Genomic DNA, 17,365 nt, shown 5'->3' with positions numbered 1-17,365 from the left:
CGTCACGCGGCGGTGTGGCCCGCCCTCCCACCCGTCTTGTAGGTGATCAGGATCGCCACGGCCGAGACACCGGCGGCGACGATCAGCATCATCTCACCACCCACCACCGTGCTCATCAAGCCGCCGAGCAGGGCGCCGACGGCGAACGCCGCGTACTGCGTGCCGTAGCCGAGCCAATCGCGCGCACTACCCCCGCTGACATGGCTTTCGATGCCCTGGCTCAGTTTCACGACCGTTCCGGTGGCATAGCTGAGCGGAACGCTGGTCTCGCCGTTCTTGACGAACGCGGTGTTGAGCGCGCCCACCGCGAACGCGACGAACGCGATCGGGATGAACCCCACCTCCTGCCCGCCGGTGCGGTCGAGGGCGAAGTCGACCACCGCGGCCACGGCGAGCGCCACGGTGGTCACCACGGACGCGCCGTAGTGACCGCGCCGCCACAGCCGCCGTCGCAGCAGCGAGGCCACGAACACACCGAGGCCGAACGAGAAAAGCAGCGTGATCGCCCCGGTGGCCAGCAGCTGATCGTTGTCGAACCAGCCGAGAACGGCGCGCTCGGTATTACCGGTCATAAATGTCACGAAATATCCGGCGGAATGCGTATAAGCGGCCGCTCCGATAAATCCGGCCAAAATAGAAAGAAACGCGACCATCGGCATCGCGCCGGCCGGAATTCCATGCAGAGACACCCGGTGGGCCACGTCACGTGGCTTGTTTGCTGTGGTCGGGGTCACGAACTCACATCCTCTGCATTCACTCGGCAAGGGATCGACATTGACACCCATCTGCTCGCTGCATTGTCACGCAACGACCCCGACAGTAGCCACGAAATTAATTGCCGACCAGCAGGGAGATCACATTCTCGGGAAAGACACAGAATTATGAGGAGCCGGTAATGCCGCGGTAACCCAGAAATCCGAGGACAATTCTGTGGACGACCACATCCACAGCCGCGCGAAGGAACCCGACGACCTGCGGCGATGCCGTCCGATCTGCATCGTCGATCGAATTGTGTTCGATACCAACCACTTTGCGTTAGTAAGCGCCGCTCACGAATGTGGTAGCTTCGCGTGGTTCGTCGGAACCGCGCAGGAGGCTCGGCCGTTGTCTTCCCACTGTGCACGCCGCCGGGGCTCGGCTTATCTGCTCGCCGTACTGCTCGGGATCGGCGCGCTCGTCACGCCCGCGCGCGCTTCGGCCGATCCCTACGTCGACCAGCTCGCCGAGGGTGCCGCCACCCCGACGCTGGCGTGGGAGTCCTGCGCGGACGGGTTCGAATGTGCGCTGGCTCAGGTGCCGATGGACTACAACAGCCCGCAGGCCACGCAGATCGACCTGGCTGTCATCAAGTTGCCCGCGTCCGATCCCGCGCGCCGCATCGGCACGTTGTTCGTCAACTTCGGTGGACCCGGCCCCTCCGGCGTCGACCGCTTGCGCGAGCGGGCCCGCTGGCCGTGGCTGTTCTCCGACGAACTGCGCGCCCGCTTCGACCTGGTCTCCTGGGATCCGCGTGCGGTCTCGCGCAGCGCAGGCACGCAGTGCTTCCCGAGCGCCGATGAGCAGACCGCGTACCTCGGTTCCTTCCCCGGCACACCGACCGATCCGGGCGACGAGCCCGCGTTCTTCGCCGCCTCGGCCGATATCGCGACCCGCTGCGCGCAGCACGCGGGGCCGATCCTGCGCCACGCCTCCACCGCCAACACCGCCCGCGACCTGGACCTACTGCGCCGCGCGGTGGGCGATGAGGCGCTGACCTACCACGGCATCTCCTATGGCACCCAGGTCGGCGCGGTTTACGCCAACATGTTCCCCGGCCGGGTCCGCGCGATGGCGTTCGACGGTTCGCTCGACTTCGAGGGCAATGTGAACGGCCACGGCGCCGACGGCGTGAATCTGCCGCTCGACACCCGCCAGGGCGTGGCCGCCGGCATCGCCGAAACCTTCGACACCTTCCTGCGCGACTGCTCCGCCGCGGGTCCACGCTGCACGTTCGCCGCGGGCGATCCGAAACTCAAGTGGATCGCGCTGGCCGAGCGAGCCCGCCTCGCACCGATCACTGTCGCGGGCACGCCGTGGACCTTTTCCCAGATCGTGAGCGCCGCGGGCAGTCTCTCCCGCCCCGACACCTACCCCGACCTGGCGATCCTGCTCCAGAACCTCTTCGACGCGGCAACAGTCCTGCCCGCCAGAGTCCCCGACGCCCTCTTCGCGGAGAACCACCCCGCCAATCGCGTCGAGGCCTTCTACACCATCCAATGCTCCGACAGCACCGTCCCCACCGACCCCGCCGTCTACAGCCGGGTGGCCGCCGCCGAAGACCTCCAGTCCCGCTACTTCGGCCGGATCGCCGTCTTCAACGCCACCCCCTGCGCCTTCTGGCAGGCCGAGGACCGGGACCGCTACACCGGCCCGTGGAACCGCGAAACCGCCGCCCCGATCCTCGTCCTCAACAGCCGATACGATCCCGCCACCCCACTACGTGGAGCCAAAGCCGGTGCGGCCCAACTGAACCGGGCCCAGGTAGTCGTGATCGAAGGCGCGGGCCACAGCTCCATGTACGTCCAGAGCACCTGCGCCGAACACCTCAAACGCGACTACCTGTTCACCGCCCAGCTCCCGCCCGCCGGCGTCAGCTGCGGAATCGACCGCTCCCCGTTCAGCTGAGCAGGCAGAGCAGGTCGTAGAGCGGCGGCTTCTCCACACTCCCCGTGGCGAACAACAACTGCGCGATCGGCGAACAGATCAACTCCGTCTCCGACGACCCCGACCCACCCCCGGACCCGGAACCGGCGCTGGGGGCGGCGGATGCAACAGCGGGCGCCCCGAGGAGCGCGACGGAAAGAACAGCGACTGTGGCGAACTTCTTCATGCGCCAAGAGAACACATCAGCCCTCACCCCTGGAGTGAAATGCATATATTTCATCCAGCGCTGGTGACAGCTCACAACGTGGAAATGCGCGAGGGCACGGACTTCACTGAAGTAGTCCGTGCCCTCCGAGAGAACTGGTCGCCGACTGATCCGAGGACAGTGGCGTCAGCTCGACCCGCCTAATTGATCACGGGTGGTACATGGATCTCCGCGCAATCCGAGTGCGTGAAGTTGCCGAACGCGTCGACGTGATTGTGCAGCGTGCACCCCATGAAGCCGTCGCGGCCCGGAGGCCCTGACTCGCCCCGCTCCCCCTGGTGCCCTCTGGGGCCACGCTCCCCCTGCGCGCCCTGCGGTCCCGCCGGTCCCGCCGGTCCGACACGACCCCGCTCCCCCTGCTGGCCGCGCGGCCCCTTGGGGCCCGGTACCAGCCCCGAGGCTTCGTTCACGACCGCGTTGGTGAAGTTGGCCCGGGTCACGTCGGCGAATCGCAGGTCGGCGCCAGTCAGATTCGCGTTTTCCAGATTCGCCGTGACCAGGTTCGCGAGCCCCAGGTTCGCCCCGGACAGCTTCGCACCGGTCAGGTTCGCACTGGTCAAGTTCGTCATGAACAGGTCCACGTCACGCAGATCCGCGCCGGACAAGTTCGCCCCGGACAGGTCGGCGAAGGAAAGGTTGTGACCGCGCAGATCCTCGCCGGACAGGTTCGCACCGTGGCAGGACGTCTTGCGTCCCGCCAACTCAGGGTTGGCGACGATTGTGCACGTGCCGTGTTTCGGCGCGGCGCTCGCCATCGCGGCGCTCGCCCCGAGCCCCATGGCGGCCAACACCACACTCAACACGAGCACAGCGGGCCGACGGGCGGCAGAAACTCGCAGCGCTGCCTTCTTGTCCACGTTCTTTGTCATGACCTTCTCCTCGAGATGTGCCGCCCGATAGTGGCGGTGTTGACGTGCCACCAGTCAGCAACACACTTCAAAAATAGGTTCTGTACAGCAGTTTTCTCGTCCGGGCAGGTACTGAGATCCCTACGGGGGAGCACGGTTGTGCTGTGCTGCGCTCGGGACACTCGGTCGCTGATCAGCTCAGTCCCGGCGCGGATCGAGTGGATGGTTGTGTGCGGGTTTCCGGCAGAGGATCCTGAAGAGGTCGGGTAGTTGGAGGCTGTTCGATGACACCTCGTTCGATCGCGCTCATCGGTGGTGTGACGGCCAGTGCCGCCGCGTTGAGCGTCGCCGTGGTGTTGTCGGTGGACTGGTCGGAAGTAGCGCTCTACGACCCGGCCAGAATCCTGTTGCTCGGCCCGCGCGAAGCCTTCTCGGCGGCTCAGCATTCGCCGAAGTTCGGGCAGGTCGAGCTCGTGCTGTTCCTGCTGACCGGGGCATCGTTCGTGGCATCGGGACTGTTCACCTGGACCAAGCGGCCACACGAGCTGGCCGGTCCACTGTTCGTGGTGGCGGGATTGGTGTGGCTGGCCTGTGGCGTCCGCCGGTCCAGTGACCCGGTGTTGTTCACCGCTGGTGCTGTCCTGACGAATATCTATCTGCCGGTGATGATTCCGGTGCTACTCGGCTTCCCGTCGGGTCGGCTGCGTCAACCGTGGGAACGCCGGTACGTCCGGCTGTGCTGGGCGCTGGCCGTGTTCGGTGTGTCGGCCGAGTGGATGTTCTTCGATCCGCGGGAGGTGCCCGCACCGCACCGATCGACCTCGGTCAACCTATTGCTGATTCGCCACGATCCGGTGCTCGCCGATCGAATCCAGCTCATCGTCGGTGCATTCGCCTTCCTGATCGCCGTCACTGCCATCGTTGTCGTGATCAAACGGTGGCGATCCGGCACCGCGGCGTATCGATCGGGCTTCGCCCCCATCATGGTGCTCGCGACGGTCGCCGGAGTGAGCGTCCTGTGGCTCATGTTGACCGCGATCCGATTCCCCGGTTCGCTGCACGGTTGGACGCTGAATCTGCGCTACATCCCGATGGTGCTACTACCGATGGCCATCGCGTTCGGGCAGGTCCGGTATCGCATGGCCAGGACCGCGGTCGGTGACGCCATGGTCGAAATCGGCGCGACCCCGATCAGTTCGGGTTTCGTCGAGGCACTGCGGCGCGCACTGCACGATCCCACCCTGGCACTGTGGAACTTCGACGCCGAGCGACGCGGCTACGTCGACGACCAGGGCATCGCCAGGGTACTGCCGCACGGCACAGGTCACCGGGTGGCGACGATCCTCGAGCGGGACGGCGCCCCGACTGCCGCCCTTGTCTATGACAAGCATTTACAGACCGAACCCGAACTGCTGGCCGCTGTACGCGGCGCGACCGAACTCGCCCTCGATCACGAACGGCTGCGCAACGATCTGCAGGCCCAGCTCGCCGAGGTACGTCGCTCGCGCGAGCGCATCGTGGCAGCCGGCGATGCCGAGCGACGCCGGGTCGAACGCGATCTGCACGACGGTGCGCAACAACGTCTGGTCGCCGCGGCCCTCCTGCTGCGTCGGGCTCAGCGCACAGCGGACACCGAAACCCGGGGTGATCTGGTGACGCTCGGCGCCGCCGAACTGGACACCGCGCTCAGCGAGCTCCGAGAGCTGGCAAGGGGCGTGTTCCCACCGATCCTCGCCGAACGCGGTCTGACGGCGGCGCTGACCTCACTCGCCGAACGCGCCCCGATCGCCGTACGGATCCACGGCACACTGGTTCCGAGGCCACCGGCCGGGGTGGAGCTGGCCGCGTACTTCATCGCCGCCGAGGCCGTCACCAACGCGGCGAAACATTCCGACGGCACGCACGTCGATATCCAGGTCGGCATCGTCGACGAGGCCGTGCGGCTCGTGATCGCCGACGACGGTCGCGGCGGAGCCCAGGTCGGACCCGGCGGCGGCCTGAGTGGCTTGGGCGATCGAGCCGCGGCGCTCGGTGGGCACCTGCGGGTGGACAGCTCGTCCGGCGCGGGCACAGTCCTCACCGCCACCCTTCCACTTCGCGGGGGTGACGCATGAGAGGGTGCGACCTGGAAGCAGGCACGGTGTTCGCGGGCTACACCATCGAGCAGGTGCTGGGCGCAGGCGGCATGGGCTGTGTCTACGCGGCTCGGCACCCCACACTGCCACGCACCGTCGCACTCAAAATCCTGCATCCCTCGCTGACCACAGACGACTACGTCCGTACGCGATTCGAGTTCGAAGCCGACCACGCCGCCCGGCTGGAGCACCCCGCCATCGTGGCGGTCTACGACCGTGGCCGCGAGGGCGATCGCCTCTGGATCGCGATGCAGTTGGTGCCGGGGACCGATGCGGCGCGCCTGGTGCGGGACGGGCCGGTAGCGCCGGAGCGGGCCGTGCGCATTGCTGAAACGGTCGCGGCGGGCCTGGACTACGCGCATCGGACAGGTGTGTACCACCGCGATGTCAACCCGTCGAACATCCTGCTGGCCGCGCCCGACCAGCCGGGCGAGCCCGAACGGGTGCTGCTGACGGATTTCGGCATCGCCAAAGCGCTCGACGACACCGTGCACCTCACCAGCGCCGGGATGATGGTCGCCACCATCCGCTACGCGGCCCCCGAACAGATCGAAGGACGAACCATCGATCATCGGGCCGATGAATACTCGCTGGGCTGCACACTGTTTCATCTGCTCACCGGCCGCCCGCCCTATCCAGGACCGAGTCGAGCGGCCATTCTGAACGGCCACCTCAACGCCCCGATTCCACGACCGAGCGCGCTGCTGGACACCCTGCCGAAGGCATTCGACGCGGTCATCGCCCGGGCGATGGCCAAGATCCCTGGCGACCGCTATCCGGACTGCGGCACGTTCGCGGCCGCCGCGCGGGCGGTACTCACCGCGGCAGCCGACGCCACCGCCGAACATGCGACGGTCCGCCACCACCGGGCGCCGACCGCACCTTGCCTGCGCGTGGTGCTCGCCGACGACTCGGCGCTGCTCCGGCAGGGAATCGCCCGATTGCTCGAGGACGAGGGCATGGAGGTGACCGGGCAGGCCGGCGATGCCGCGGCGCTGCTGGGCCTGGTCCGCGCACACCGCCCCGACGTCGCGGTCGTCGACATCCGGATGCCACCGACCTGCACCACGGAGGGCATCGATGCCGCCGTAGTCATCCGTCGCGACTTTCCCGAGACGGCGGTGCTGCTGCTGTCGCAGTACATCGAAACCGAGAGCGTTCTCGACCTGCTCTCGGGCGGCGCGCGCAGCCTCGGCTATCTGCTCAAAGACCGGGTTTCCGATATCGACGAGTTCGTGACGGCCCTCCAGCGGGTCGCCGCGGGCGGCTCGGCGATCGATCCCGACCTGGTCGGCCGCTTGGTCTCGCGACCGCACCACGGCGCCCTCCCACTCGACGCGCTCTCCACCCGTGAACGAGAAGTCCTGCGGCTCATGGCCGAAGGCCGCTCCAACCGCGCGATCGGCGCCACCCTGTTCCTCGGCGAACGCACCATCGAAACCCACGTCCGCAGCATCTTCGTCAAACTCGGCCTACAGCCGGAACCCGACGACCACCGCCGCGTCCTAGCGGTACTGACCCACCTCCGGGTCTGCAACTGAACGCACGAAGGCACGGACTCCCGTCGGGAGTCCGTGCCTTCGTCGATATTTCGCCTAGGCGGCGGGTGCGCTCACGAGGAGCGCAAGCTCACCAGGAGCTCTTGTGCACGCCCGGGAGCTCACCGCGGTGCGCCATTTCGCGGACGCAGATACGGCACAGGCCGAACTTGCGGTAGACCGCGTGCGGGCGACCGCAACGCTGGCAGCGGGTGTACGCGCGGACGGCGAACTTAGGCTTGGCCTCCGCCTTGATGCGCAGTGCTTTCTTAGCCATGTGCTCAGTTCTCCTTGAACGGGAAGCCGAGGTGCTTCAGCAGCGCGCGGCCTTCTTCGTTGTTGGTCGCGGTGGTGACCACGGTGATGTCCATACCGCGCGGGCGGTCGATGGAATCCACGTCGATCTCGTGGAACATCGACTGCTCGCTGAGGCCGAACGTGTAGTTGCCGTTGCCGTCGAACTGCTTCGGCGACAGGCCGCGGAAGTCGCGGATACGGGGCAGCGCGATGGACACGAGACGGTCCAGGAACTCCCACATACGGTCGCCACGAAGGGTGACCTTCGCGCCGATCGGCATGCCCTCACGCAGCTTGAACTGCGCGATCGACTTGGTGGCCTTACGGATTTCGGGCTTCTGGCCGGTGATCAGCTCGAGGTCCTTGACGGCACCGTTGATCAGCTTCGCGTCACGGGCGGCGTCGCCGACACCCATGTTCACGACGACCTTGACGACGCCGGGGATCTGCATCACGTTGGCGTATTCGAACTCGCCGTTGAGCGCGTCCTTGATCTCGGCGCGGTAGCGCGCCTTCAGCCGGGGCTGAGTCTGCTCAGAGGTGGTCATGTCAGATGTCCTTCCCGTTTTTACGGGAGATCCGGACGCGCTTGCCGGACTCTTCGTCGGTGCGGTAGCCGACGCGAGTCGGGTTACCGTCGGAGTCGACGACCATCACGTTGGAAACCTGGATGGGGGCTTCCTGGGTGACGATGCCACCCGAGGACGCGCCACGCTGGTTCGCGGAATCCGCGACATGCTTCTTGATGCGGTTCACGCCTTCGACGAGAACCTTGCCGGTCGCCGGGAAGGCCTGAATGACCTTGCCCTTGGCGCCCTTGTCCTTGCCCGAAATGACGAGCACGGTGTCACCCTTGTGCACCTTCATAGTCAGAGCACCTCCGGGGCCAGCGAAACGATCTTCATGAAGCGCTTGTCACGCAGCTCGCGGCCGACCGGGCCGAAGATGCGGGTGCCACGAGGATCGTTGTCCGGCTTGATCAGCACGGCAGCGTTCTCGTCGAACTTGATGTAGGAACCGTCCGGACGACGACGCTCCTTGGTGGTGCGAACGACGACAGCCTTGACGACGTCGCCCTTCTTCACGTTGGCGCCGGGGATGGCGTCCTTCACGGTGGCGACGATGATGTCGCCGATACCGGCATAGCGACGCGACGAGCCACCGAGCACGCGGATGCAAAGGATTTCCTTCGCTCCGGTGTTGTCGGCGACGCGCAGTCGCGACTCCTGCTGAATCACTTCAGCACCTCCTGGACCTGGATGTATACGTACGCCGGATTGCCGACCCGACGCACATGGTCAGTCACCCTCCGGACGCGCGCCTGCCAGCGGAAATACCTTCCACTGGGGGTTCACTGCCGGATTGCGAGGGCATAGCTCCCGCAGGCAACCGTTCTAGTGTAGGTGAACCCCCAGCACGAACCGAATCGGGGTGCGTCGACCAATCTGAAGTAGATATGTTTCAAACTGGCTTCGTCGCGCACGGCCCGTTGCTAACGTCCCGCCATGAACATCACCCTGCCGATGAGGCGCCGGCTCGCGACCACGGCCGCCGCGTTCGCCGCCGTCGTCACCATGGTGGCACCGCACGCGAGCGCGGGCCCCGTCATCGACATGCTCACCGACACGCTCACCGTCGGCTGCACCTCCAAGATCGACGTCGTCGGCCTCGACAACTATGTCGGCGCACAGGTCGACTTCCTCGCCAACGGCAAGTTCTTCGCCAGCGACACCGTCGACCTCGAGGTGAACGTCGCAGGCGTCACCGTCGCCAAGGCCACGGCGTTCTACCACGTCGAAACCGAGGTCGAGGTGCAGCTGTCCCTGCTGCTGCACGCCACCGGAACACCGCTGGTGACCAAGCGCGTGCCGACGGTCATGCGAATCGTGAACGCGGGCAGCGGACTCGCCTGCGACCTGGCGACAGGCAGCTCGAGCCTGTCTTCCTAGCCACCACTCCACCGAGACGGCGTCGCGCCGGTAGCCTGTGCGAGCTAGCTGGATCGCAACAAGCAGGGTGCGGCTGCCGCATCGGGGAAGGAAGTCCTGTGACATCGTCCGGTCGTCCGTCGGTGGTCGACCGCCGCGCATTCCTGATCGCCATGGGCTTGGTGCCCGTGGCCGCCGCGCTGGCGTCGTGCTCGCCCGAACCCACCGAAATCCAGCTCACGGGCGTCGACCTGGGCGGCGGCGACCCCACCATCCGCCCGCAGGACGATCTGTACCGCCACGTCAACGGCACCTGGCTGCGCGATTACCAGCTCCCGCCCGACAAGGCCTCGGTCGGCGCGATCACCGACGCCAACGACCGGACCCTGGATCAGCTGCGCGCGATCATCGAGGGCATCAGGGATCCGAAGCACGGCTCGGAGGCGCAGCAGATCAAGGATCTCTACGACGCGCGCCTGGACCTCGACGAGATCGAGCGACTCGGCATCACGCCGCTCAACAGCCTGTTCGCCGCGATCGACAAGGCCGCGGGCAAGCCGGAGCTGGCGAAGGTGATGGCCGAGGCGCCCATCGCCGGGCTGATCGGGATGGGCATCGGGATCGACCGCAAGAACTCCAAGGCCTATATCCCCAGCGTCGGCCAATCCGGGCTCACCCTGGGCGAGCAGTACTACCGCAAGCCCGAGTTCGCCGCCCAGCTCGCGGGCTATCAGATCTACCTCGAGCAACTGGCCGCGGGCCTCGGCCTGCCCGACCCGGCCGGGGTGGCGCAGCGGACGGTCGATCTGGAGAAGCGCATCGCCGCCGGGCATTGGGACAGCGTGCGCCTGCGCAACACCGATGCCACCTACAACCTGATGAGCTGGCAGGAACTGACCGCGCTCGGCCCACAGTTCGATTGGGATCCGTGGCTGGCGGGCATGACCGACCGGCCCAAGTCGCTGTTCGACAAGATGGTGGTCGGCCAGCCGTCCTTCGTCACCGCGGCCGCTCAGCTGTGGGGCGAGGTCGATATCGCCCAGTGGCGCGACTACCTCAAGCTGCATGTCGCCAACAGCTACGCGCGCTTCCTGCCCAAGGCCATCGCCGACGCGCGCTTCGAGTTCGTCGGCCGGGTGCTCAGCGGTATCGAGGAGAAGCCGGAGATGTGGCGCTCCGCGGTGGGTGTGGTCGACGACAATCTCGGCGAACCGCTGGGAAAGCTGTACGTGGACAAGCACTTCCCGCCCGCGGCCAAGGAACGCGCGTTGGAGATGGTGGCCGACCTCACCGCCGCCTACCGCGACAACTTCACCAATTCGACCTGGATGACCCAGCCGACCCGTGACGCCTCGATCGCCAAGCTGGACAAGATCGTCGCCCAGATCGGCTACCCCGACAAGTGGGTCGATTACTCGTCGGTGCAGGTCACCCGCGGCAAGCTGATCGAATCCCTGTTGGCCATCAACACTTTCGAGTCCAAGCGCGCATTCGCCCGCCTCGGCACCGAGGTGGACAAGATGGAGTGGAGCATGTCGCCGCAGACGGTGAATGCCTACTACAGCCCGACCACCAACCAGATCGTCTTCCCGGCCGCCTACCTACAGCCCCCGTTCTTCGACAAGGACGCCCAGGCCGCGGTCAACTACGGCGCGGTGGGTTCCACGATCGGCCACGAGATCGGGCACGGCTTCGACGACCAAGGCTCCAAGTACGACGGCGACGGCAACCGTCGCGACTGGTGGACGCCCGAGGATCTCGCGGCGTTCGACGCCAAGACCCAGCAGATCATCGCCCAGTACGACGTGCTCGTTCCCGAGGGCGCGCCCGAGGGGCAGCACGTGAACGGCGCGCTGACCGTCGGCGAGAACCTGGCCGACCTGCGCGGCCTGCAGATCGCATTGGCCGCCTATCAGAAGGTGGCCCAGCGCTCCGGCGAGCAGCCCGATTTCCGGACGATGTTCCTGTCGTGGGCGCGGCAGTGGCGCGACAAGCAGACCGAGGAAGCGACGCTGCAGGGGCTGCAGGACACCCACTCCCCCAACGAGTTCCGCTGCAACCAGGTGGTTCGCAATATCGGCGAGTTCTACACCACCTTCGAGGTGAAGGACGGCGACAAGCTGTTCATGCCGCAGGACCAGCGCGTCACGCTATAAGGGCACAGCTTCCCGCCGAAAAGCGACGTAGGTTAGCCTAGGCTGACTTACGCTGGAACTTGCTCTACGGAGGGTGTACCCATGACGACTGTTCGGACTTCGCGCGGCTGGCGGCGCGCGGCGGTGGCCGCGCTCGCCGGTGCCCTCGCCTTCGGTGTCGTGGCCTGCGGTTCCAGCGAGGACGAGGCCGCCTCGGGCGAAGCGGTGACCATCACCCACGCCCGTGGCGAGACCACCGTCCCCGGCACCCCGAAGAAGATCGTCGCCCTGGGTAACCAGTGGCTCGACAGCTCCCTCGCCCTCGGCGTGGTTCCCGTCGGCTACATCGACAACGTCTCCGCGGTGTCCAAGAGCACCCCGCCGTGGACGCCGGAGTCCTTGAAGGCGGCCACCGCCCTCAACACCACCGGCAATATCGCCGAGCAGGTCGCGGCGCTCGAGCCGGACCTGATCCTGGCCGACCCGTTCATCGCCGATCAGAAGACCTACGACGACCTGTCCAAGGTTGCCCCGACCCTGCCCGCGCTGACCAAGGACGCTGTCACCCCGTGGCAGGACCAGGTCACCGCGCTGGGCAAGGTGCTGCACAAGGAGTCCGACGCGAGCGCGGTGATCAAGAAGGTCGACGACAAGGTCGCCGCCATCGCCACCGCCAACCCCGGCCTGAAGGGCAAGACCTTCGCCAGCACCTGGCTCGCCAGCCCCGCGCAGCTGATGGTGCTCACCGACCCCAACGACGGTTCGGCCAAGGTGTTCACCGCACTCGGCATGGGCATTCCGGCCAACCTCACCGCGCTGCCCGCCAACCAGGGCCGCCTGGCGCTGTCGCCGGAGAAGGTCGACGAGCTCACCGCCGACCTGCTGCTGGCCGGCTACTCCCCCGGCCTCGACGAGAAGTACCGGCAGCTGCCGGGTTACGCCGATCTGCCGTCGGTGCGCAAGGGTTCGGTCGTGTTCCTGACCACGCAGGAGATCAGCGCGATCAACCAGCCCAGCGCACTGTCGGTGCCGTACATGCTGGACAAGCTCGAGCCCGCGTTCGCCGCCGCCGCGAAATAGGCTCTGCCCCAGACCGGTTCTACCCCCGAGGATTTCACCGTGCTCGCCTCCGCTTACCCCGCCCAGACCCGATTCGCCCTGCGCGCGGGCGTCACCTGCCTGACGACTCCCGTCGGCGCGGTGCTGCTCAATCCGCCGCGCAACGAGAAGCTGACCGGTCTGGGCGCGGGGGCGCTGCAAGCGCTGAAAACCCTGAACCAGGGCCCGGCGACCGCGGCGGAAATGGCGACCGCGGCAGCCGGTGACGACATCACCGCACTGATGCGCAAGCTCACCGACGGCGGCTGGCTGTCGGTGACAGTCCGCGACGGCGGCCGTGACCTCTACAGCATCCGCCCCTTCGCCGACCCCGCCCCGCGCCCCACGGTGGCCCTGCCCACCTGGTCGGCGACCCTGTCGAAATTCGCTGTCCTGCACCGCGACAACCAGGGCTTCGTCCTCGAACACCCGCAGGCCTGGTGCGACCTGCGCATCCACGACCCGCGCCTGCTCGCCCTGCTCGACGGCCCCCTCGCCGCCGATTCGCCGGTGCCCGCCACCGTGAAGACCCAGTTCATGGCCGACCTGCAGTGGTGCGGCTTCCTGGTCGACGGCGACGAGGAGGAGCGCGAGTTCACCACTCGCTCCTGGAACACCCCCGACCTGTGGTTCCACCGCCGCAGCACCCTCGGCGCCCGCACGGTGACCTGGGACGATTTCGGCCCCACCCGCTGGGCCGACGGCCAGTTCCCCGAATTGCCCTTGCGCCGCGCGTCGTTCGACGGCGAGCCGGTCGCTTTGGCGACGCCGGATCTGGTGTCGCTGCGCGTGTCCGATCCGAGTCTGGCCGCCACCATCGAAGACCGGGTCTCCACCCGCGCCTTCGACGACGCCGCCCCCATCACCTCGATCCAGCTGGGCGAATTGCTGTTCCGCACCGCCCGCACCCGTGAGGACGGCTCCCGCCCCTACCCCTCCGGCGGCGGCGCCTACGAACTCGAGATCTACCCCGTGGTGCGCAATGTCGCCGGCCTGGAAAACGGCATGTACCACTACGATTCGGCCGACCATGCCCTGCGCCCGGTCGCACCCGCCGACGCCCCCGCCGTCCAGAAGCTCCTCAAATCCACCTCGGCGACGCTGGTCGGCGGCGCGCAACCCCAAGTCCTGCTGCTGGTTTCGGCCCGCGCGGGCCGCGTCATGTGGAGCTACGAACAGGTCGCCTACGCCAACATCCTCAAACACGTCGGCGTCCTCATGCAGACCGTCTACCTGGCCGCCACCGCCATGCACCTCGGCGTCGTGGCCCAGGGCTTCAGCGACACCTCCGCCTTCGCCGCGGCCACCGGCCTCGACGAACTCGAAGAGTGCAACGTCGGCAGCATCATCGTCGGCTCACCGGCCCGCTAGCGGTAGAGATCTACGTCACACCATGCAACCCTCGACGGGTCTCGCGCGTCCAACCATATGACGTGCATTCCGACAGATCGAGGGTCTCATGAACGAGGACTGGTCGGCGCCGACACAGGCGTCGAACAACGCTTTACGTGCGCAGATCGATTCGATGCTCGATACCTTCACTGCTGAGAAGTCGGCTCTACTCGACGCCCGGTCCCAGGCCACCCAGCTCGTGACCGCCTGGTCGGCGGACGGGTTGGTCCGCGTCTCGGGGACCATCGCGGGGATCTCGGAGGTCCACATCGAGCCGGATGCCTTCAAAAGGTCGACCCCGGAGTCCCTCGGCCGATCGGTCACCGAGGCGATCGCCGAGGTGGCCGCCCGAGCGGCCCAGACCCAGCAGCAAGCCCTCGCCCCCTTGTCGGACCTGAGCGCGAATATGCCGGACCTTCCCGACCTGATCCCGGGCGCCCCCAGCATGAAAGACCTCATCGCCCAGCTGACCCCGCCACCGCCACCGGACCCCGAACCGGTCACGGACTCACCACACAGTCTCGTCGATGACACCGACGACGAAGAAGGCGAATACTTCCGCAATCGCGGATACCTCCGATGAGCTCGCTGAAAGCCGACCCGCAAGCGCTGCGCGGCACTCAGCCGTCGTTCACCTCGGTCGCCGACACGATCACCACCGGCGCCCAGAAGCTGGCGGCCGTGATCGCGGCCGAAGGTGAGTGCTGGGGCAGCGACGAGATCGGCCAGTCGTTCGCCAAGAACTACACCCCGGGCGTCGAGCCCGGCCAGAAGGCGGTGACCGGCCTGGCGACGGTGATGACCCAACTCGGCGAGAACATGGTCAAGGTCGCCGAAGCACTACAGACCCAGGACACGACGCGCGCCGGTGAAATCGACAAGGCCACGGGGTCGCTGTAGTGGGCATCGAAATCCCCGACGAGCTCGCCTGGGTCGCCAAGTACATTCTCGGCGCGGGCGATTGGCCCGAAGGTGACGAAACGGCGATGCGCCGGGTCGCCGACGGGTGGACCGCCATGGCCAACACCCTCGACACGGTCGACGACAACGCCGCCCTCGCACTGAACGCCGCCCTGACAGCGCTGTCCGAAGGCGAAACCCACACCGCCATCACCGCTTACCGCGACAAGCTGCTGTCGGGCGACGAAGCGACCTTCACCGCTGTTCGCAAGTGGTGTGCGAAACAGGCCGAACTACTCGAAGACGGCGCCAACGATATCGAGCACACCAAACTGGTGATCATCGCGACGATGGTCATCGCCGCGGTGGAGATCGGTGCGGCGATCGCGACCTCGTGGACAGGTGTCGGCGCCGTCGCCGGTGTGGCCGCCCGGGTGGCCGCCCAGGTCGCGGTGCGGGTGGCGATCAAGCAGCTCATCGCCCGCATGCTCACCCGCGGCGCCGCGAAGGCGGCCGCCCGGTTAGCGCTGCGCGGCGCCGCGTTCGAAGCACTCGAGGAAGGCGGCACCGATCTCGGCGCACGGCTGATCCAGGTAGCCAAGGGCGACCGCTCCACCGACAAGTTCGGCTGGACCGATCTGGGCCTGGCCACCTTCGGCGGCGCGGTCGGCGGCGCGGCAGGCGGCCTGCTCGGCGGCGGCACCGGCGCGCTCGGCGATGTCGCGTCCTCTACCGCGGGCAAACTCGCGGGCAAGGTCGTCGGCGGCACCGTCACCGAACTGGGCGCCGACCTCTCCGCCCAGGTCGCCACCGCAGGAGTCGGCGCGGCCTTCCTCGGCCAGGAATTCAAACTGGATGTCGGCGTCGACACCTTCACCAGCGCTGGAGCGGGTGGCGTCCAGAGCGCGCTGGAATCCAGTAGCCACGGTGGAAACAGCACGGCCCCCACCGTTCCCGATCTGGGTACCGACGTTCCCGGTTCCACCACGCCCGCGGGGACCGATACCCCCTCCGGTGATCAGAGCCCGAACGCATCCGACAACACCGGCCCGAATGCGCCGGCAACTCCGAGCAACGGCGACACCGGCGGATCAACGAACCCAGCATCCACCGCTCCTACCGGAGACGGCGCAACCCCACAAGATGGTTCGCCCAACTCCTCGGCACCGGGAGAATCCACACCTTCGAGCCCGAACAGCAACGGATCCACCGACGCCGGGCAAACCGCACCCTCGTCCAACGGATCCCCCTCCTCCGGCGAAACGACACCGTCCAGCCCGAACGGCAACGGGTCCAATCCGACCCCGCCGACCGGCGACACCACACCATCGAACCCGAACAGCGACACCCCCACCGCGACACCCCAGACCGGCGAGTCGCCATCGACCCCGAACAACAACGCCCCCACCGAAACACCGTCGACCGGCGACACCTCACCCTCGAACAACCCCACGAACACACCGCCCACAGGCGACACCTCGACGCCCAACCCCACAAGCTCGTCGCTGGACCTCCCGACCCAGGATTCCTCGACCCAGCCCAACACCCCCACCGATACGACCCCGAATACCAATAGCGGGCAACAGAACCCGACTCCGAGCGACAACGGACACGCCGCCACCACTCCCACGACACCGGCGAATCCCCAACCCACGACACCAGCCCCCACCAACACACCGGATTCGACCACCCAACAACCGACCACATCGACACCCACGCAGGAGTCGGCCACACAGCAATCACCGACTTCGACTCCCGCCGCAACCACCGGTTCGCCGCTGTCCACAACCTCCCAACCGGCAACTCCGTCGAACAACCCCACCCACACCCCTGCCGACACCACTCGTCCGTCCTCCACGGACACATCGACAGCGACCGCCACCACCGCGACAGCGCCCCTAACCACGAACCCCACAACAACACCCACCACGTCGACCCCGGCGCCCACTGCCACACCGACGTCCACGTCGACGCCCCCGATCAGCCAGATCCCACCATCAGCACCGCCGTCGCCCAGATCGAACACCCCCACATCGCCCCCCACAACAACTCCAGCACAGGTCGCCTCGACCCCGACCACCCAGACTGCGCTGCCAACCGACCAGACCCTGTCTCCGCCTAGGCCGACAACTCCGCCAGCGGTGTCCGAAACACACACAGCAACCAGTCCCGACAGCCGACCTGGC

General features: G+C 67.1%; 18 protein-coding genes and 1 pseudogene. 10 read left to right on the top strand and 9 right to left on the bottom strand.

Translation table 11 applies throughout. The features are described from left to right. Positions 1-2: 2 nt before the first annotated feature. Complete coding sequence (locus tag ACWFRF_RS23920; protein WP_452452405.1) at positions 3-653, bottom strand: YoaK family protein; 651 nt, start codon at positions 651-653, stop codon at positions 3-5. Between the two features lie 451 nt (positions 654-1,104). On the opposite strand from ACWFRF_RS23920, the gene ACWFRF_RS23915 reads away from it, so the two are divergent. After that, positions 1,105-2,664, top strand: coding sequence for an alpha/beta hydrolase (locus ACWFRF_RS23915; RefSeq protein ID WP_452452326.1), 1,560 nt, complete (start codon positions 1,105-1,107; stop codon positions 2,662-2,664). Here the strand turns inward: ACWFRF_RS23915 and ACWFRF_RS23910 are convergent. Together ACWFRF_RS23910 and ACWFRF_RS23905 are read right to left on the bottom strand one after the other, a co-directional pair. After that, complete coding sequence (locus ACWFRF_RS23910; RefSeq protein WP_378632256.1) at positions 2,657-2,869, bottom strand: hypothetical protein; 213 nt, start codon at positions 2,867-2,869, stop codon at positions 2,657-2,659. The two genes, ACWFRF_RS23915 and ACWFRF_RS23910, sit on opposite strands and share 8 nt — an antisense overlap. A gap of 179 nt (positions 2,870-3,048) precedes the next feature. After that, the gene (locus ACWFRF_RS23905) at positions 3,049-3,777 is read right to left on the bottom strand and encodes a pentapeptide repeat-containing protein (protein WP_379311866.1); all 729 of its coding nucleotides are present in this window, start codon (positions 3,775-3,777) and stop codon (positions 3,049-3,051) included. A gap of 263 nt (positions 3,778-4,040) precedes the next feature. On the opposite strand from ACWFRF_RS23905, the gene ACWFRF_RS23900 reads away from it, so the two are divergent. Continuing rightward, positions 4,041-5,870 carry a sensor histidine kinase gene (locus tag ACWFRF_RS23900; protein ID WP_379311867.1) on the top strand — a complete coding sequence of 610 codons (1,830 nt, stop codon included), beginning with the start codon at positions 4,041-4,043 and terminating at the stop codon, positions 5,868-5,870. Beyond that, a complete protein-coding gene (locus tag ACWFRF_RS23895) occupies positions 5,867-7,432 on the top strand; it encodes a protein kinase domain-containing protein (RefSeq protein WP_452452323.1) in 1,566 nt (521 codons plus the stop codon). The genes ACWFRF_RS23900 and ACWFRF_RS23895 overlap by 4 nt, the downstream gene beginning before the upstream one ends. A gap of 88 nt (positions 7,433-7,520) precedes the next feature. Here the strand turns inward: ACWFRF_RS23895 and ACWFRF_RS23890 are convergent, their stop codons facing one another. Genes ACWFRF_RS23890 through rplN form a run of 4 tightly spaced genes read right to left on the bottom strand, consistent with a single transcriptional unit; the run spans position 7,521 to position 8,964 of the window. Then, positions 7,521-7,706 carry a type Z 30S ribosomal protein S14 gene (locus ACWFRF_RS23890; RefSeq protein ID WP_056818387.1) on the bottom strand — a complete coding sequence of 62 codons (186 nt, stop codon included), beginning with the start codon at positions 7,704-7,706 and terminating at the stop codon, positions 7,521-7,523. A 4-nt stretch (positions 7,707-7,710) separates the two neighbouring features. Beyond that, positions 7,711-8,274 (bottom strand): 50S ribosomal protein L5, encoded by a 564-nt coding sequence (gene rplE / locus ACWFRF_RS23885; RefSeq protein WP_056818389.1) that lies wholly within the window; start codon positions 8,272-8,274, stop codon positions 7,711-7,713. A 1-nt stretch (position 8,275) separates the two neighbouring features. Next, on the bottom strand, positions 8,276-8,593 hold the full coding sequence (gene rplX, locus ACWFRF_RS23880; RefSeq protein WP_056818391.1) for a 50S ribosomal protein L24: 318 nt from the start codon (positions 8,591-8,593) through the stop codon (positions 8,276-8,278). A 2-nt stretch (positions 8,594-8,595) separates the two neighbouring features. After that, the gene (rplN, locus tag ACWFRF_RS23875; RefSeq protein WP_056818394.1) at positions 8,596-8,964 is read right to left on the bottom strand and encodes a 50S ribosomal protein L14; all 369 of its coding nucleotides are present in this window, start codon (positions 8,962-8,964) and stop codon (positions 8,596-8,598) included. 267 nt (positions 8,965-9,231) lie between these two features. Here rplN and ACWFRF_RS23870 point away from each other — a divergent pair, with 267 nt between their 5' ends. From ACWFRF_RS23870 to ACWFRF_RS23840, 7 genes and pseudogenes are all read left to right on the top strand, one after another. Then, positions 9,232-9,675: a hypothetical protein gene (locus ACWFRF_RS23870; protein ID WP_378993655.1), complete on the top strand. Its 444-nt coding sequence runs from the start codon at positions 9,232-9,234 to the stop codon at positions 9,673-9,675. A 98-nt stretch (positions 9,676-9,773) separates the two neighbouring features. Beyond that, a complete protein-coding gene (locus tag ACWFRF_RS23865; RefSeq protein ID WP_379311869.1) occupies positions 9,774-11,810 on the top strand; it encodes a M13 family metallopeptidase in 2,037 nt (678 codons plus the stop codon). A gap of 81 nt (positions 11,811-11,891) precedes the next feature. Further along, the gene (locus tag ACWFRF_RS23860) at positions 11,892-12,869 is read left to right on the top strand and encodes an ABC transporter substrate-binding protein (RefSeq protein WP_378993657.1); all 978 of its coding nucleotides are present in this window, start codon (positions 11,892-11,894) and stop codon (positions 12,867-12,869) included. A gap of 39 nt (positions 12,870-12,908) precedes the next feature. Further along, complete coding sequence (locus tag ACWFRF_RS23855) at positions 12,909-14,258, top strand: SagB family peptide dehydrogenase (protein WP_452452318.1); 1,350 nt, start codon at positions 12,909-12,911, stop codon at positions 14,256-14,258. Between the two features lie 88 nt (positions 14,259-14,346). Beyond that, complete coding sequence (locus ACWFRF_RS23850) at positions 14,347-14,862, top strand: YbaB/EbfC family nucleoid-associated protein (RefSeq protein WP_452452316.1); 516 nt, start codon at positions 14,347-14,349, stop codon at positions 14,860-14,862. Further along, the gene (locus ACWFRF_RS23845) at positions 14,859-15,179 is read left to right on the top strand and encodes a hypothetical protein (RefSeq protein ID WP_378656646.1); all 321 of its coding nucleotides are present in this window, start codon (positions 14,859-14,861) and stop codon (positions 15,177-15,179) included. The genes ACWFRF_RS23850 and ACWFRF_RS23845 overlap by 4 nt, the downstream gene beginning before the upstream one ends. A gap of 86 nt (positions 15,180-15,265) precedes the next feature. Beyond that, positions 15,266-15,580 (top strand): annotated as a pseudogene (locus tag ACWFRF_RS23840) (WXG100-like domain-containing protein); the annotation flags it as partial. Between the two features lie 120 nt (positions 15,581-15,700). Here the strand turns inward: ACWFRF_RS23840 and ACWFRF_RS23835 are convergent. Continuing rightward, the gene (locus ACWFRF_RS23835; protein ID WP_379311877.1) at positions 15,701-16,105 is read right to left on the bottom strand and encodes a hypothetical protein; all 405 of its coding nucleotides are present in this window, start codon (positions 16,103-16,105) and stop codon (positions 15,701-15,703) included. Positions 16,106-16,197: 92 nt separating this feature from the next. Continuing rightward, positions 16,198-17,259: a hypothetical protein gene (locus ACWFRF_RS23830; RefSeq protein WP_452452411.1), complete on the bottom strand. Its 1,062-nt coding sequence runs from the start codon at positions 17,257-17,259 to the stop codon at positions 16,198-16,200. Between the last annotated feature and the right edge of the window lie 106 nt (positions 17,260-17,365).

The organism is Nocardia sp. NPDC055165, assembly GCF_053606985.1.
The sequence above is the reverse complement of the archived record's forward strand: the minus strand, read 5'-3'. Positions and strand labels throughout refer to the sequence as shown.

Bases quoted from the DNA above. Each gene is read 5' to 3' on its own strand.
- ACWFRF_RS23920 (WP_452452405.1), bottom strand. From the start codon at position 653: ATGGTCGCGTTTCTTTCTATTTTGGCCGGATTTATCGGAGCGGCCGCT.
- ACWFRF_RS23910 (WP_378632256.1), bottom strand. From the start codon at position 2,869: ATGAAGAAGTTCGCCACAGTCGCTGTTCTTTCCGTCGCGCTCCTCGGG.
- ACWFRF_RS23905 (WP_379311866.1), bottom strand. From the start codon at position 3,777: ATGACAAAGAACGTGGACAAGAAGGCAGCGCTGCGAGTTTCTGCCGCC.
- ACWFRF_RS23900 (WP_379311867.1), top strand. From the start codon at position 4,041: ATGACACCTCGTTCGATCGCGCTCATCGGTGGTGTGACGGCCAGTGCC.
- ACWFRF_RS23895 (WP_452452323.1), top strand. From the start codon at position 5,867: ATGAGAGGGTGCGACCTGGAAGCAGGCACGGTGTTCGCGGGCTACACC.
- ACWFRF_RS23890 (WP_056818387.1), bottom strand. From the start codon at position 7,706: ATGGCTAAGAAAGCACTGCGCATCAAGGCGGAGGCCAAGCCTAAGTTC.
- rplE (WP_056818389.1), bottom strand. From the start codon at position 8,274: ATGACCACCTCTGAGCAGACTCAGCCCCGGCTGAAGGCGCGCTACCGC.
- rplX (WP_056818391.1), bottom strand. From the start codon at position 8,593: ATGAAGGTGCACAAGGGTGACACCGTGCTCGTCATTTCGGGCAAGGAC.
- ACWFRF_RS23870 (WP_378993655.1), top strand. From the start codon at position 9,232: ATGAACATCACCCTGCCGATGAGGCGCCGGCTCGCGACCACGGCCGCC.
- ACWFRF_RS23860 (WP_378993657.1), top strand. From the start codon at position 11,892: ATGACGACTGTTCGGACTTCGCGCGGCTGGCGGCGCGCGGCGGTGGCC.
- ACWFRF_RS23850 (WP_452452316.1), top strand. From the start codon at position 14,347: ATGAACGAGGACTGGTCGGCGCCGACACAGGCGTCGAACAACGCTTTA.
- ACWFRF_RS23845 (WP_378656646.1), top strand. From the start codon at position 14,859: ATGAGCTCGCTGAAAGCCGACCCGCAAGCGCTGCGCGGCACTCAGCCG.